Source organism: Faecalibacterium tardum, assembly GCF_040096515.1.
In the GTDB taxonomy this organism is placed as follows: Bacteria; Bacillota; Clostridia; order Oscillospirales; family Ruminococcaceae; genus Faecalibacterium; species Faecalibacterium tardum.
Genome location: NZ_JBBMEO010000001.1, coordinates 384,647 through 398,631, shown reverse-complemented (window position 1 = coordinate 398,631; position 13,985 = coordinate 384,647). Strand labels below are relative to the sequence as shown.

Sequence of the window (13,985 nt, the reverse complement as noted above, 5' to 3'; positions counted from 1 at the left end):
CAAATCGGAATTTATATATAAAGGAGAATATTGATGAAACTGTTTTTATGTTCGCACTTTTCAAGTGTAGGAAGTCTGATAAAGGAAGAAATTGAAAATAAAAAAGTCGCATTTATTCCAACAGCTTCTCTGCGTGAAGGCTACACCGGCTATGTCGGCTCGGCTCGAAAATTATTCAAAAAGTTGGGAGCAATCGTAACTGAAATTGATATTTCAACGAAGGCTTATTCAACGATACAGTCTGTTTTTGAAGATGCGGATGTGATATATTTTACCGGCGGAAATTCTTTTTTCCTTATAGACCAGCTCCGTAAAACGGGAACGGATGAGCTGTTGAAGAAAGAATTGGCAAAGGGGAAACTGATGATTGGTGAATCGGCAGGTGCGATTATATGCGCTCCAAGCATCCAATATATCGAGCAAATGGATGAAAAGCCGGAGGACTACTCACAAGAAGATGATGCAGGGCTTGATTTGATTGATTTCTATGTTCTTCCGCATTATCTTACAGCACCATTTAAGAAAGTTACCGAGAAAATAATGACTGAGTTTTCGGATTTGAATCTATGCCCAATTAACAACCGTCAGGGAATTGTAATTGATGGTGAAGGTTCAAAGGTTATTTGCAAAGACTAATTTGAAAATTCGCGTTTGTGGAGCGAAGCAGAACAATGAAAGCCCCAGTGGGGCTTTTAAGCGACAGAACGGTCTTGCGTAGCAAGATGGAGGGGCTTTGCCCCGACAAGTTCCAGTTTGTCGCACTCATTATTTTTCTTTCTCGTAAAAACGGGATACCGGAGCATCCGCGGACGCTCCGGTATCCCGTTTTTATCCATAATTCTTCTCTTTTATCTACGGCTGCGCGCAGGGCGGCGGTGGAGGGCACAGTAATAACCGAAGGCGGTACCGCACAAGCCGCCCACGATGTGCATAAAGTTTGCCACGTTATCGTGCACAAAGATGATATCATACACCTGCTGGCCGAAATACAGCGCCGCTACCAACAGCATGGTGACCGGGATACCGCCGGAAAAGCCCGCCAGCGAGGACAGCATGATGAGCATGAACACGATGCCGGATGCACCCAACAGCCCCGTGTGGGGGAACAGGATGCACTGCAGCACACCGGTGACCAGCGCGGTGAACAAAATACCCTTGAGCAGCGGGATGCTGCCGTATTTTTCCTCCATGGGTGGGCCCACTACCAACAGCAGCAGCATATTGTTGAGAAAATGCTCCCAGTTGGCATGCCCCAGCACATGGCCGAACAGCCGGATGTAACCCAGCGGGTCCCGCCACGAGGAGCGGTACACGCAGAAGAGATTCATGGTGCTCCAGCCATCCGTCCAGCCGTCTGCCAGCAGCACCAGCATGGACAGCAGAAAAAAGGTAAGGATCACCGGCGAGTTATACTGGAGCTCCAGCTTCAGCTTGATCTTTTTCGTAAACAGTCATTCCCTTCACAGTATTATCGGCTTTACCCTCTGGTTTGCACCCAGTATGCGCCCATGCTCTGGCCGGGCTGGTTTGTCACTTCATCGTTGAGGTACGCCGCAAGGCCGCAGGCCGCAGGCTGCCAGCTGAGCGCGGCTTCCATCGTGGGGTACTCCACCTCGGCGTACCAGAACGCTGTGGGCAGGCCCTCGTCCACATGGTTCACCTCCAGCACCGCGCCGTCCGGCAAACGGTAGCTCCGGCGCACTTTTTTGATCAGAGGTTTTCCGATGATCTTTTCCTCCAGCTGCACAAACAGGTCTTTATCGATGCTGCGCTCGATCTCCTCCCGTGCCAAGCCCCCTGCGGACTTGAAGCAGAGGATATAGTCGGTGCTGCCGCCGGTCAGTGCTTCCTCCCGGATGCGCACCGTGGGCTGCACGCTGATATAGCCCTGCCGCATGGTGAATTCTTCCTCAAGGGGCAGCCCCTCCGGCCAGCCGGTCACCATCCATTTGCGTTCGATCTCCATAGCGTTTTCTTCCTTCCGCAAAATTTTGTATTTATTCTACCATATTTTTATGTTATGATAAAGAGCAGAACGAGCATCATTTTGCGCATTCTTAGTTGAAGGAGCATTTTATGAAAAGCGAACGCACTTATCCTGTATATAAAGTCAACAAGCACGCCGAAGGGCTTTTGGTGGGCGGGCACCCCTGGGTGTACGAGAACGACATTCTGGAAGCCCCCGGCACCGAGCCGGAAAACGGCACGCTGGTGGATGTGGTCAGCCCCAAGGGTGCTTATCTCGGCACCGGCTTTCTCTCGCTGAAAAGCAAGATTCGGGTACGACTGATCTCCCGCAATGCCAACGATACCTTTGACGCCGCCTTCTGGCGCCGCCGGGTAGAGTACGCATGGGCTTACCGCAAGACGGTGCTGGAGCCCGCCGACCTTTCTGCCTGCCGGTTCATCTTTGGCGAGGCAGACCAGTTCCCCGGCCTGACGGTGGACCGTTTCAACAACGTTCTGGTCACCCAGACCCTGAGCGTAGGCATGGAAAAGCTGAAGCCGGTGCTCTTCCCGCTTTTGGCTGAGGTACTGCGGGCGGACGGACAGACCATTGACGGCATCTACGAGCGCAACGATGAAACCCTGCGTGCCAAGGAGGGGCTGGAACAAAACAAGGGCTGGTTCACCCTGCCCGGCGAGAGCCACCCGAACACCACCCAGACCGAGATCTGTGAAAACGGCGTGTACTACCATGTAGACTTTGAAAACGGCCAAAAGACCGGCTTTTTCCTTGACCAGAAATACAACCGCCGGGCTGTGGCACGCCTTGCCGCTGGGCATACCGTGCTGGACTGCTTTACCCACACCGGCAGCTTTGCCTTGAACGCTGCCAAGGGCGGGGCTGCCCGGGTGACCGCCGCCGACATCAGCGCCGAAGCCATTGCCATGGCAAAGCGCAACGCCGAGCGCAACGGCCTCGACAACATGGATTTCCTCTGCGAGGACACCTTTGCCCTGCTGCCCCGGCTGGAAAAGGAGGGCAGCCCCTACGACTTCATCATTCTGGATCCCCCTGCCTTTACCAAGGCGCGCCGCACAGTGGAGAATGCCATGCGCGGCTACAAGGAGATCAACTACCGCGCCATGAAGCTGCTGCCCCGGGGCGGGTATCTGGCTACTGCCAGCTGCTCCCACTTTGCCACCGAGGAGTTGTTCATCAAGATGCTGCGCGCCGCCGCCAAGGACGCTCACCGGCAGCTGCGGCAGATCGAGGTAAAGCAGCAGGCACCGGATCACCCCATTCTGTGGGGCGTGCCGGAGACGAACTACCTCAAGTTTTTCCTGTTTCAGGTCATCTGATGCTTTTACAATAAAAACAATTGCCGCGCGCTGCGCACCTTTCAGCCGGAAAAAGCCGTCCTGAAGGGGGCTTTTTCGGTGCAAAAGTCATACCAATCGCGGTTGTTCCAAAAATCCGAGATCGTGTTTGTGCAGAATCGTCAGTTTTGTCAATTGCCTTTTTTGCCCGCAAAGACTATAATCTTAGCCATAGACAGCAACGGCGCTGTGGGTCACCTCCTGACTCGCAGCGCCGTTTTTGTTAAGATGTAAGCACGCTTTGGGTTTCTGCATTGCGGCAGACCCAAGGCGAAAGAAAAAAGTAAGATCAAGTAAGGAGTAGGATTTATGGCAGCAAATGTTATGGAGATCTACGGCAGCAAGGTCTTTAATGAGCACGTTATGAAGGAGCGCCTGCCCAGCGCTACCTACAAAAGCCTGAAGAACACCCTGCACAAGGGTGCTCCGCTGGACATCGAGGTGGCAAACGTCGTTGCCAGCGTGATGAAGCGCTGGGCTATGGAGCTGGGTGCCACCCATTACACCCACTGGTTCCAGCCCCTGACCGGCATCACCAGCGAGAAGCACGATGGCTTCGTCAGCCCTGTAGGTGACGGCACCGCCATCATGGAGTTCTCTGGCAAGGAGCTGGTACGCGGCGAGCCCGATGCATCCTCCTTCCCTTCCGGCGGTCTGCGCGCTACCTGTGAGGCACGCGGCTACACCGCATGGGACCCCACCAGCTACGCCTTTGTGAAGGATGACGTGCTGTGCATCCCCACTGCATTCGTCAGCTACACCGGCGAGGCGCTGGATAAAAAGACTCCCCTGCTGCGTTCCATGAACGCACTGTCCGGTCAGGCTGTCCGCATCCTGAAGCTGTTCGGCAAGGATGTGGACTACGTTTCCACCACCGTCGGCCCCGAGCAGGAGTACTTCCTTGTCAAGAAGGAGGACTACGAGGCACGTCAGGATCTGATCCTCACCGGCCGCACCCTGTTTGGTGCTCCCTCTGCCAAGGGTCAGGAGCTGGAGGAGCACTACTTCGGTGTCATCCGTCCCGAAGTTTCTGCGTTCATGAAGGAACTGGACGAGGAGCTGTGGAAGCTGGGCGTACCCGCCAAGACCAAGCACAACGAGGTTGCTCCCTGCCAGCACGAGCTTGCTCCCATCTTCGATACCACCAACGTGGCCATCGACCACAACCTGCTGACCATGGAAATGATGCGCAAGATTGCACCCAAGTACGGTCTGGTCTGCCTGCAGCATGAGAAGCCTTTTGAAGGCGTGAACGGCAGCGGCAAGCACAACAACTGGTCCATGAGCACCACCCACGAGAACCTGCTGGATCCCGGCGACACCCCCATGGAGAATCTGCAGTTCCTGATTTTCTTGGCCGCTGTTATCAAGGCTGTGGATGAGTACGCCGACCTGTTGCGCACCTCTGTGGCCACCCCGGGCAACGATCACCGTCTGGGTGCCAACGAAGCACCTCCGGCCATCATCTCCATCTTCGTAGGCGAGGAGCTGGAAGCTGTCATCGATGCGATTGCATCCGATTCTCCCTATGCCGGCCCCGTCAAGATGAAGATGGATCTGGGCGTGGACGTTCTGCCCAAGTTCAGCAAGGACACCACCGACCGCAACCGTACCTCCCCCTTCGCTTTCACCGGCAACAAGTTCGAGTTCCGTATGCCCGGTTCTGCTGAGAACCTGAGCGACTGCAACACCATCCTGAACACCGCTGTCGCCAAGGAACTGAAGGGCTACGCCGACGAACTGGAGGGCGCTGAGGACTTTACCAGCGCAGCCATCGCTCTGATCAAGCGCACCATCCGCGACCATCGCCGCGTTATCTTCAACGGCAACGGTTACACCGCCGAGTGGGAAGCCGAAGCAGCCAAGCGCGGCCTGCCCAACAAGAAGAATACCCCCGCTGCTCTGCCCGCACTGGTCGAGCCCAAGAACATCGCCCTGATGGAAGAGTTCGGCGTGCTGACCAAGGTAGAGATGGAGAGCCGCTACGAGGTTGAGATGGAGCACTACTCCAAGATCATCAACATCGAGGCTCTGACCATGCTGGAGATGGCCCGCAAGCAGCTGCTGCCCGCCATCAACGCCTATATGAGCGAGGTTGCCAATACCGCCGCCTCCAAGCTGGCTGTCAGCGAGCACATCAGCGTGCGCAGCGAGACCAAGACTTTGGAAAAGCTTTCTTCTGACGCCGATGCCATGAGCGATGCCATCGACACCCTGCAGGATGCCGTGAATGCTGCAAAGGCACTGTCCACCGAGAGCGAGAAGGCTGTTGCCTTCCACGATAACGTTCTCCCGGTGATGGACACCCTGCGCGCCGCTGCCGACGATGCCGAGACCATCTGCGGCGAGGATTATTGGCCTCTGCCCAGCTACAGCAAGATGCTTTACTACGTCTGATAATCTCCTGACAGCGTAAAAAATAAGCATCCGCCGGCTGCCGGATCAATTAGCCATTCTCCTTTTCCTATTTCTTACACCAGCCCAAAGACCTGCTCCCTTTTTGAGGGCAGGCCTTTGGGCGTTTTATTTGAAATACAGTTTTTGTAAGGGGGTTATTTATGAGCTATTCCACCCAACAGGATATTCTGGATTTCGTGGAGGACAACAACGTCAAATTTGTGCGCTTTGCCTTCTGTGATATTTTTGGCACCCAGAAGAACATTGCCGTGCTGGCCAGCAACCTGTCCAAGGCGCTGGAAGAAGGCGTGTGCTTTGACGGCAGTTCCATTGCGGGCTTTATGCACGTTGAGGAAAGCGACCTTGTACTGCGGCCGGATCTTTCCACCGTGACCATCCTGCCGTGGCGTCCCACCGAAGGCCGAGTGATGCAGTTCTTCTGCGATGTGGAAAAGCCGGACGGCGCAGCTTTTAGCGGCAACTGCCGCGGCTTTTTGCGGGATATGAACCGCAAGTTCAAAAAGCTGGGGCTTACCTGCAACGTGGGTACCGAGTGCGAATTTTATCTGTTTGAAAAGGACGACCGTGGCCACCCCACCTGCATTCCCATTGACTTCGGCGGATATTTTGACGTTGCGCCGCTGGATGCGGGTGAAAACCTGCGCCGGGACATCTGCCTGACCATGGAGCAGATGGGTATGGCACCCCAGCACAGCCACCACGAAAGCGGCAACGGCCAGAACGAGATCGACTGCCGCTACGCAGGGCCGCTGAAAACTGCCGACAACGTGATGACCTTTAAGCAGATCGTCCGTGCCATTGCCATGCGCAACGGCCTGCACGCCAGCTTTCTGCCCAAGCCCCTGCCCCAGCAGGCCGGCAGTGGGCTGCACATCAACCTCTCGCTTTACATGGACGGCAAAAACCTGTTTGAGGGCGATATTGCCCCGGACAGCGTAGCAGGCAGCTTTATGGCCGGTGTGCTGGCACACAGCCGGGAACTGACCGTGTTCACCAATCCCCTGCCCAACAGCTACCAGCGCTTTGGCTGTGACGAAGCGCCCCGCTATGTGAGCTGGAGCCGCCAGAACCGCAGCCAGCTGGTGCGCATCCCCATGGTCAAGGGCGACAGCTGCCGCATGGAGCTGCGCAGCCCGGACCCCGCCTGCAACCCGTATCTGGCCATTGGCCTGATCCTTGCCGCCGGACTGGACGGCATTGATCAGCGCATGGTGTTGCAGCCGCCGGTGAACCGCAACCTGTTCGATGCCGCCGAGGCCGAGGGACTGGGGCTTGAGACCCTGCCCGCCACCCTTGAGGAGGCGGTGCAGGTAGCCGAGGAGAGCGAGTTTTTGCGCAAGGTGCTGCCGGAGGGGCTTTCTAAACGCTATTTCTCGGAGGAACTCAAGCGCTGCGCCGCATTGCGGAGTGCGCCTGACCAGGCCGAGCACGAGCGCGTCTACTATTTTAACGCCATCTGATCCCTGCCTGCGCAGGAGAAGGGAGTGCGGAAAATGGGACGCGCACTGATCGTAAGCGCCGGTGCCAACTCCAACGAGTATATCGCCGCGCGACTGTCCGAGATGGGTTACAGCCGCCCGGTGATCATTCCCAGCGGAGCCGAGGCGCGGCGCAGAATGTCGGAATCTGATTTTGAGTTGATCGTGGTCAACGCTCCCCTGCCCGATGAGTTCGGGCACGAATTATGCATCACCGCTGTGGAGCAGACCGATGCCGGTGTGGTCTTTCTGGTAAAGGCCGCACAGGCTGAGCAATTGCTTGCCCCCCTGAACGAGCAGGGGGTGCTGCTGCTGAGCAAACCCTTCACCACCCCGTTGTTTTTGCAGGCTATGCACATGGCAGCTGCCGGCAACCACCGCTTGCAGCGTCTGCGGCAGGAGAACGCCCGCCTGCAGGACAAGATCGGGCAGCTGCGGCTGGTCAGCCGGGCAAAGTGCTGTCTGGTAGAGCACGCCCACATGACCGAGGCCGAAGCGCACCGCTACCTTGAAAAACAGGCTATGGACACCCGCCGCGACCGCGCCGAGGTGGCGCAGGAGGTGCTGGAGGAGTACGCTGACAGAAGCGAATGAGACGCACCCGCAGGGAAAGGGGTGCGCCGGGAGCGAGCCTTTTATAGAAAAGTTTTATTTTACGACAGAGGAAGGTATATTTTTATGGCAAAATTTATTTTTGTGACCGGCGGCGTGGTCTCCGGTCTGGGCAAGGGCATTACTGCTGCATCTCTGGGACGGCTTTTGAAGTGCCGCGGCCTGAAGGTGGCCAGCCAGAAGCTGGATCCCTATGTGAACGTGGATCCGGGCACCATGAGCCCGCTGCAGCACGGCGAAGTGTTCGTGACCGATGACGGCACCGAGACCGATCTGGATCTGGGACACTACGAGCGCTTCATCGACGAAAACCTGAACAAGTACTCCAACCTGACCACCGGCAAGGTGTACTGGAACGTGCTGAACAAGGAGCGTCAGGGCGCTTATCTGGGACAGACGGTGCAGATCATCCCTCACATCACCAACGAGATCAAGAGCTACATCTACAATCTGGCCTCCTCTACCGAAGCCGATGTGGTCATTACCGAGATCGGCGGCACCACCGGCGATATCGAGAGCCAGCCCTTCCTTGAAGCTATCCGTCAGGTAGGTCTGGAACAGGGACGGGAGAACTGCTGCTTCATCCATGTGGTGCTGGTGCCCTACATCTCCGGCTCGGACGAATACAAATCCAAGCCCGCCCAGCACTCGGTCAAGGAGCTGCAGGGCATGGGCGTAAGCCCCGATATCATCATTCTGCGCGCAGACGGCAGCGTGGGCAGCGATATCCGCCGCAAGATCAGCACCTTCTGCAATGTCAAGCCGGAGTGTGTCATCGAGAACCTGACCATGCCCAGCCTCTACCAGTGCCCGCTGATGCTGCACACCAACGGTCTGGACGATGTTGTGGTGCATCAGCTGCACTTGGATGTTCCCCCCGCCGACCTGACCGAGTGGAAGCAGGTGGTCTCCCGCATTGCCACCCGCAGCAAGACCTGCACCATTGCACTGGTGGGCAAGTACGTCAAGCTGCACGACGCTTACCTCTCGGTGATGGAAAGCCTTTACCACGCCGGGTTTGAGAACGACAGTCAGGTGGAGATCCACTGGGTGGAAAGCGAGGATCTGACCGATCAGGCCGCCTGCAAAGAAGCCTTTGCGGACGTGGACGGCATCATCGTGCCCGGCGGCTTTGGCGACCGCGGCATCGAGGGCATGATCCAAGCCGCCCAGTATGCCCGCGAGAACCGTGTTCCCTGCTTTGGCATCTGCCTTGGTATGCAGATCATGGTCATTGAATTTGCCCGCAATGTGCTGGGCTACAAGGACGCTAATTCCAGCGAGTTCACCCCGGACGGTGCCCACAACGTCATCTCCCTGATGCCGGACCAGCAGGGCAACATCCCCAAGGGCGGCACCATGCGTCTGGGCAAGTACCCCTGCACGGTGAAGCCCGGCACCAAGATGGCCGAGTGCTACGGCGAGAGCGAGATCTGGGAGCGCCACCGCCACCGCTATGAGTTCAACAACGACTTCCGGCAGGAGATGCAGGACGCCGGGCTGGTCATCTCCGGCACAAGCCCGGACGGCCATCTGGTGGAGACTGTGGAGCTGCCCGGCCGCGACTTCCATCTGGGTGCACAGTTCCACCCGGAGTTCAAGAGCCGTCCCAACCGCGCACATCCCCTGTTCAAAGGCTTTATCGCCGCTGCGCTGCGCTACCGCGCTGCCGCCCAGCGGGATATGCTGCATCTGTAATAGCATAATATAACGGCAAGGCCGCAGCACAAAATACCGTGCTGCGGCCTTGCTTTATGTAAGACGATTTTAAATGCCTTCCGCGCCGTCCTGTCTGGCGTGGTTTACCTGCTTATTCTCGTACATCCGCTGGTCGGCAATATAGCACACCTGCTGCACATCCACGCTTTCGGCAGGGTACAAAGCGTAGCCGCAGCTGGCGCCCACGCTCACGGTATTGCCCTCGATCTCATAGGGCACGGCGATCATCTCACAGATCAGGTTCATCTTGCTGGCGCAAGCCTCCGGTCCCATCGGGCCGATCAGCAGCAGGGCGAACTCGTCACCACCCAGACGGAAGGCGTAGTCCCGGCTGCGGATGCAGCCCTGCAGCCGCTGGGAAACACCCTTCAGCAGTTCATCGCCCACATCATGGCCGTAGGTATCGTTGACCGGCTTGAAGCGATCCAAGTCCATATAGAACAGCGCAAAGGGCTGGCTGTGCTGCTCCAGCACCGTCAGTACCCGGTCAAAATAGCGCTTGTTCAGCAGGCCGGTCAGGCCATCGGTGTTGGCAAGGCTTTGTAGCAGGTGCTGCTTGCCCATATCCTGCACGATCATCATCACACGGGTCAGGCGGTCACCCTTCCACGCCATGGGAACGACCGTCATCATGAAAAATGCGCTTTTATCGCGGGCGGCATATTCCAGCTTGAGGGAGTCGTTGTCCGTTTTGATCAGCCTGCGCAGATTTTCCGGCGCCAGCATCTGGGTGATCTTGGCGTTTTCGCTGTCGGTCAGCACCACATACTTGCGCGATATCCGCTCCAGCATCTGCTGGTAAGAACCCTCCGGCGGGTACAGTGGCTCTCCGTGCCGCTCATGGTACTGGTAGCGATCACGGTCCAAATCGCACACTGCAAAACGCTCCACAACGCGCGCCATGCCCGCGAACATCATATCGCTCTTTTCCCGGCGGCGCTCCAGCTCCCGGCGGCGGTTGCGCTCCGCGTCACGCTGGATCTTTACCACGCCGGTCATGATCAGAAGCCCCAGCAGCGCAATGACTAAAATGGTAGCGTTTTGCACACTGCGCATCCCGGCATCCACCACCCCGGTGGGCACGATGCCGATGATGCTCCAATCCATGAGCCCCAGCGGCTGATAGATCAGGTAATATTTCTGGTTGTTCATGGTGAACAGCACACAGCCCTCGCCGCCCTGCGGCAGGGTCTGCACCATAGTGTCAAAATAAGGCTTGTCCACACGGGCGTTCTGTTGTAAGTAATCAAACAGGTTGGCCATCTGCTCGGTGATCTCGGTCTTTGTCTCGGTGGAAAGCACGATATCGCCGTTGGAGCGCACGATATAGCAATCGCTCTGTCCCTCATAGACCATGCTGCCCAGCAGCTTTTCCAGCACGGCGTTGTCGTAGCTGACCGCCAGCGCCGTATAGGTGGTGTCACCCAGCTGCAAGGGCTGTTCCATAGGCATGGCAAACATGATCTTACGGATGCCCTGACTGGAGGTGTAGCTGGTGATCACCGGCTCGTTTGCAGTATACAGCTCCTCAAAAGCTGCCCTCATATGCTCTGCCGTGCCCTGCCGCCCGGCGGTGGTCCAAAACTCGCACTGCTCGTTGAACAGGTAAAAATCCGTGTACTGCCAGGTAGCCTTTTGGGCAATATACTCCTGCCACTGCCCCTCCTGCTCTCCCCGCTCCGCAAGGGTGCCCAGATAGCTGTCCCAGTCGATCAGGATGTTCCAGTTGCGCTGGGCAAACATGGTAAAGGTCTTGGCAGACTGCCCATAGGTGGAAAGCAGATTTGCCGTGCTTTCCTGATAGACCTCCTTCTGGGTATAGGCACTGTAAGCAAGGATGCCGACCAGCAGCACCAGCAGCATCCCTGCTATGAGCAGTATATTTTTTTGTTTCTTCATCATAAGGCTGTTTCCTCCGACTGCCCCGCAGTCAGACCCCTCCACAATACGTTCTTCCAAAGGCTTTATCCTGAAGCGCCATGCACAAAGTTCCGCAAAAGTGCACAAGCGCCGCGTGTCAGCTCCCATATAAACCGACACTATTCCTAATAATATTATACCATCCCGCAAAAAAGCCTGTCAACACATCCCCGGGGTGATTCGTGTCGTTTCAAGGGCGATTCACGCAGATTTGCCCTGTTTTTGCCGCTCAAAAGGACAAAAAGACCCGCAGGCTGCGCCTGAACCTTCAGGGCTGCTGCGGGTCTTTCAACTGGTGCAGAAGAAGGGACTTGAACCCTCACTCACAAGGAACTGGTGCCTAAAACCAGCGTGTCTGCCATTCCACCACTTCTGCTCATAGAAAAAAGGCAAGTCAAAAACCGACTTGCCTTCTGGTGCGAGGGAGGGGACTCGAACCCCCAAGGATAAACCACACGCACCTCAAACGTGCGCGTCTGCCAGTTCCGCCACCCTCGCATACTTGTTTTACAGTTCTCCGGTTTTTGAGGTAGAAAACCGTTGGTGCGGACTGCTTGCATATAGTAACACATTTCCGGCATTTCGTCAAGTGGTTTCTTTGTTTCTCATAAGTTTTTTTAAGTTTCATATCTATAATAGCAGCGCAACACGCGCGCAAAGGCAGCTTTTCTGGCAATTACACAGGTCATTTGTGTGCAGAAAGTCTGCCTGCGGCGCTGCGCCCAGAGCAAAGGAGGGGGTTCGTGTATGAAACTTTTTGTGCGGCGCACCGGCGGGCGCATCGGACTATGGGGCGGGCTGCTGGCAGCAGCACTGGCAGCGTTTGCGGCGGGGTGGCTGGTACCGGTACGCGCACCGGTGGGCTGTAGGCTGAACGAGCTGACCGCCGCGCCGGACTTCAGCCCCTTTTCCCCTGCTGCACCGGTGGTGGCTGCATCCGATGCCGGTACGCCCGCAGCCCCTTCCCTGCCGGAAAAATGGGTCTGCCTGACCTTTGATGACGGCCCCAGCAAGACCACTCCGGCAGTGCTGGCTGCGCTGGATGCCGCCGGGGTGCATGGCAGCTTTTTTGTGGTGGCCACCGGCTACAACGAGAAATATCTGCCCCTGCTCACACAGGCTGCTGCCGCCGGGCATCAGATCGCGCTGCACTCTGCCTCCCACGAATACAGCGACATCTACCGCAGCAGCGCCGCCTACTGGAAGGATATCGCCCTGCTGAAGGAGCGCATTACCCCCTATGTGGACGCAGAAAACATCCGGTACCTGCGCTTTCCCGGCGGCAGCACCAACACCGTGAGCCGCCGTTACGGCGGCAAGGGGCTGATGCAACAGCTAAAAACCGAGGTAGAGCAGCGCGGCTGGCAGTGGGTGGACTGGAACGTCTGCGCCGAGGACGCCGTGGGCGGGCACCCCAGTGCGGATACCATCTACCGCAACGTGGTGCGGGAGACTGGCGAGCAGACCCATTGCGTGGTGCTGATGCACGATTCTGCCACCACCCGCACCACCGCCGAAGCGCTGCCGAATATCATCCGGTGGTATACAGACAACGGCTACACCTTTTTGACCGTAGCCGAGGCGCTGCCGCTGGGGTAACGCGCCTTATAGCCACTTTTCAAAGCAGCGTCCCAGCAGCACTCCGGCAGAGGCCAGCACTGCAAGCCAGAGCCAGCCTGCGCCGCCAGTCACCACCCACCCTGCCGCCATAATGGCGGAAAAGGTGCACACCGGCGGTACAGCGATCCGCAGGATGCGCAGCAGTTTCTCCCGCTTGGGCGGCAGTCCTGCGTCCAGCTGCTCGGGGTGCACGGCATCGCAACAGATCTCATCGCGATACTTGCCCGGGTTGCGGTAGGCTTTATATGGAATGCCATCCAGCGAGAACTCCGGGTACATTCCCTCTTTGGTCAGGGTGAATTGCATTCCCTTTTCCTCTGCATAAGCCTGCAACGCCGCTGTAAACTCCTGCGGGGTGTTGATGCTGCCCTGCGGGATAAAGAAAAAGTGCTTCTGATGCTGCACCTGCGCCAGCGTGCAGTAATCCTGCAGCCAGCCGGAGAAGAAGCCCTGCTGCGGGGCGGGGCTTTCCATGCGGATCAGGCAGGCGTCCACGTCCAGCGTGTCCGTCTGCGGAGCCTGCCGGGCAAGGTCGGCGCAGAACTGCATGGCTGCCGCCAGCTGCGCCGCCTGCTGCTCCAGCACGGTTTGCTGGGCTTGCAGCGCCTGTTGCAGGGGCTGTTCCCCGCGCAGTACCGCCTTGATGGTAGGCAGCGGCACATCCAGCATCCGCAGCATACGGATAAGTTTAAGCGTGCGGACATCCCCGGCGGTGTAATCGCGGTAGTCATTGCCCTGCCTGCGCGCCGGTGTGAGAAGCCCTTCTTTTTCATAAAAGCGGATGTTCGGGGCGGACACGCCGCTTTGTTCGGAAGCCTGTTTGATGTTCATTTGCTTCACCTCCGCCCTTACATTACACCTTAAAGCCGGTTGAAGGTCAAGGCTTTTGCGCAA

11 protein-coding genes and 2 tRNA genes are annotated in these 13,985 nt (G+C 57.3%); 7 read left to right on the top strand and 6 right to left on the bottom strand.

Annotated features, from left to right (window positions below; translation table 11 throughout):
• Positions 1–33 precede the first annotated feature (33 nt).
• Positions 34–636, top strand: coding sequence for a Type 1 glutamine amidotransferase-like domain-containing protein (locus WMO44_RS02105; RefSeq protein ID WP_349151571.1), 603 nt, complete (start codon positions 34–36; stop codon positions 634–636).
• Positions 637–848: 212 nt separating this feature from the next.
• Here the strand turns inward: WMO44_RS02105 and WMO44_RS02100 are convergent, their stop codons facing one another.
• Both WMO44_RS02100 and WMO44_RS02095 read right to left on the bottom strand, forming a co-directional pair.
• Positions 849–1,400, bottom strand: a complete 552-nt coding sequence (locus WMO44_RS02100; RefSeq protein WP_316544220.1) for a rhomboid family intramembrane serine protease — start codon at positions 1,398–1,400, stop codon at positions 849–851.
• Positions 1,401–1,477: 77 nt separating this feature from the next.
• Positions 1,478–1,966, bottom strand: a complete 489-nt coding sequence (locus WMO44_RS02095; RefSeq protein ID WP_349151570.1) for a CYTH domain-containing protein — start codon at positions 1,964–1,966, stop codon at positions 1,478–1,480.
• A gap of 110 nt (positions 1,967–2,076) precedes the next feature.
• Between WMO44_RS02095 and WMO44_RS02090 the strand changes: the two genes are divergently transcribed.
• From WMO44_RS02090 to pyrG, 5 genes are all read left to right on the top strand, one after another.
• The gene (locus WMO44_RS02090; RefSeq protein ID WP_349151569.1) at positions 2,077–3,306 is read left to right on the top strand and encodes a class I SAM-dependent rRNA methyltransferase; all 1,230 of its coding nucleotides are present in this window, start codon (positions 2,077–2,079) and stop codon (positions 3,304–3,306) included.
• A gap of 327 nt (positions 3,307–3,633) precedes the next feature.
• Entirely contained in the window at positions 3,634–5,721 is a 2,088-nt protein-coding gene (locus tag WMO44_RS02085) for a glutamine synthetase III family protein (RefSeq protein ID WP_349151568.1), read from the top strand.
• A gap of 161 nt (positions 5,722–5,882) precedes the next feature.
• A complete protein-coding gene (locus WMO44_RS02080; RefSeq protein WP_349151567.1) occupies positions 5,883–7,202 on the top strand; it encodes a glutamine synthetase family protein in 1,320 nt (439 codons plus the stop codon).
• 33 nt (positions 7,203–7,235) lie between these two features.
• Positions 7,236–7,814, top strand: coding sequence for an ANTAR domain-containing response regulator (locus WMO44_RS02075; RefSeq protein ID WP_055184655.1), 579 nt, complete (start codon positions 7,236–7,238; stop codon positions 7,812–7,814).
• A gap of 84 nt (positions 7,815–7,898) precedes the next feature.
• Entirely contained in the window at positions 7,899–9,530 is a 1,632-nt protein-coding gene (gene pyrG, locus WMO44_RS02070; protein ID WP_349151566.1) for a CTP synthase, read from the top strand.
• 69 nt (positions 9,531–9,599) lie between these two features.
• Here pyrG and WMO44_RS02065 read toward each other — a convergent pair whose 3' ends face one another.
• The 3 genes from WMO44_RS02065 to WMO44_RS02055 form a co-directional block, all read right to left on the bottom strand.
• Complete coding sequence (locus WMO44_RS02065) at positions 9,600–11,453, bottom strand: sensor domain-containing diguanylate cyclase (protein ID WP_349151565.1); 1,854 nt, start codon at positions 11,451–11,453, stop codon at positions 9,600–9,602.
• A gap of 311 nt (positions 11,454–11,764) precedes the next feature.
• A tRNA-Leu gene (locus tag WMO44_RS02060) sits at positions 11,765–11,847 on the bottom strand.
• A 38-nt stretch (positions 11,848–11,885) separates the two neighbouring features.
• Positions 11,886–11,969 (bottom strand) — tRNA-Leu (locus tag WMO44_RS02055).
• Positions 11,970–12,218: 249 nt separating this feature from the next.
• On the opposite strand from WMO44_RS02055, the gene WMO44_RS02050 reads away from it, so the two are divergent.
• Positions 12,219–13,070 (top strand): polysaccharide deacetylase family protein, encoded by an 852-nt coding sequence (locus WMO44_RS02050; protein WP_349151564.1) that lies wholly within the window; start codon positions 12,219–12,221, stop codon positions 13,068–13,070.
• A gap of 6 nt (positions 13,071–13,076) precedes the next feature.
• On the opposite strand, the gene WMO44_RS02045 is transcribed toward WMO44_RS02050, so the two are convergent.
• On the bottom strand, positions 13,077–13,922 hold the full coding sequence (locus WMO44_RS02045; RefSeq protein WP_349151563.1) for a MerR family transcriptional regulator: 846 nt from the start codon (positions 13,920–13,922) through the stop codon (positions 13,077–13,079).
• Between the last annotated feature and the right edge of the window lie 63 nt (positions 13,923–13,985).

Excerpts from the sequence above, each read along its gene's own strand:
- WMO44_RS02105 (WP_349151571.1), top strand. The coding sequence starts at position 34 with ATGAAACTGTTTTTATGTTCGCACTTTTCAAGTGTAGGAAGTCTGATA.
- WMO44_RS02095 (WP_349151570.1), bottom strand. The coding sequence starts at position 1,966 with ATGGAGATCGAACGCAAATGGATGGTGACCGGCTGGCCGGAGGGGCTG.
- WMO44_RS02090 (WP_349151569.1), top strand. The coding sequence starts at position 2,077 with ATGAAAAGCGAACGCACTTATCCTGTATATAAAGTCAACAAGCACGCC.
- WMO44_RS02085 (WP_349151568.1), top strand. The coding sequence starts at position 3,634 with ATGGCAGCAAATGTTATGGAGATCTACGGCAGCAAGGTCTTTAATGAG.
- WMO44_RS02080 (WP_349151567.1), top strand. The coding sequence starts at position 5,883 with ATGAGCTATTCCACCCAACAGGATATTCTGGATTTCGTGGAGGACAAC.
- WMO44_RS02075 (WP_055184655.1), top strand. The coding sequence starts at position 7,236 with ATGGGACGCGCACTGATCGTAAGCGCCGGTGCCAACTCCAACGAGTAT.
- pyrG (WP_349151566.1), top strand. The coding sequence starts at position 7,899 with ATGGCAAAATTTATTTTTGTGACCGGCGGCGTGGTCTCCGGTCTGGGC.
- WMO44_RS02065 (WP_349151565.1), bottom strand. The coding sequence starts at position 11,453 with ATGATGAAGAAACAAAAAAATATACTGCTCATAGCAGGGATGCTGCTG.
- WMO44_RS02050 (WP_349151564.1), top strand. The coding sequence starts at position 12,219 with ATGAAACTTTTTGTGCGGCGCACCGGCGGGCGCATCGGACTATGGGGC.
- WMO44_RS02045 (WP_349151563.1), bottom strand. The coding sequence starts at position 13,922 with ATGAACATCAAACAGGCTTCCGAACAAAGCGGCGTGTCCGCCCCGAAC.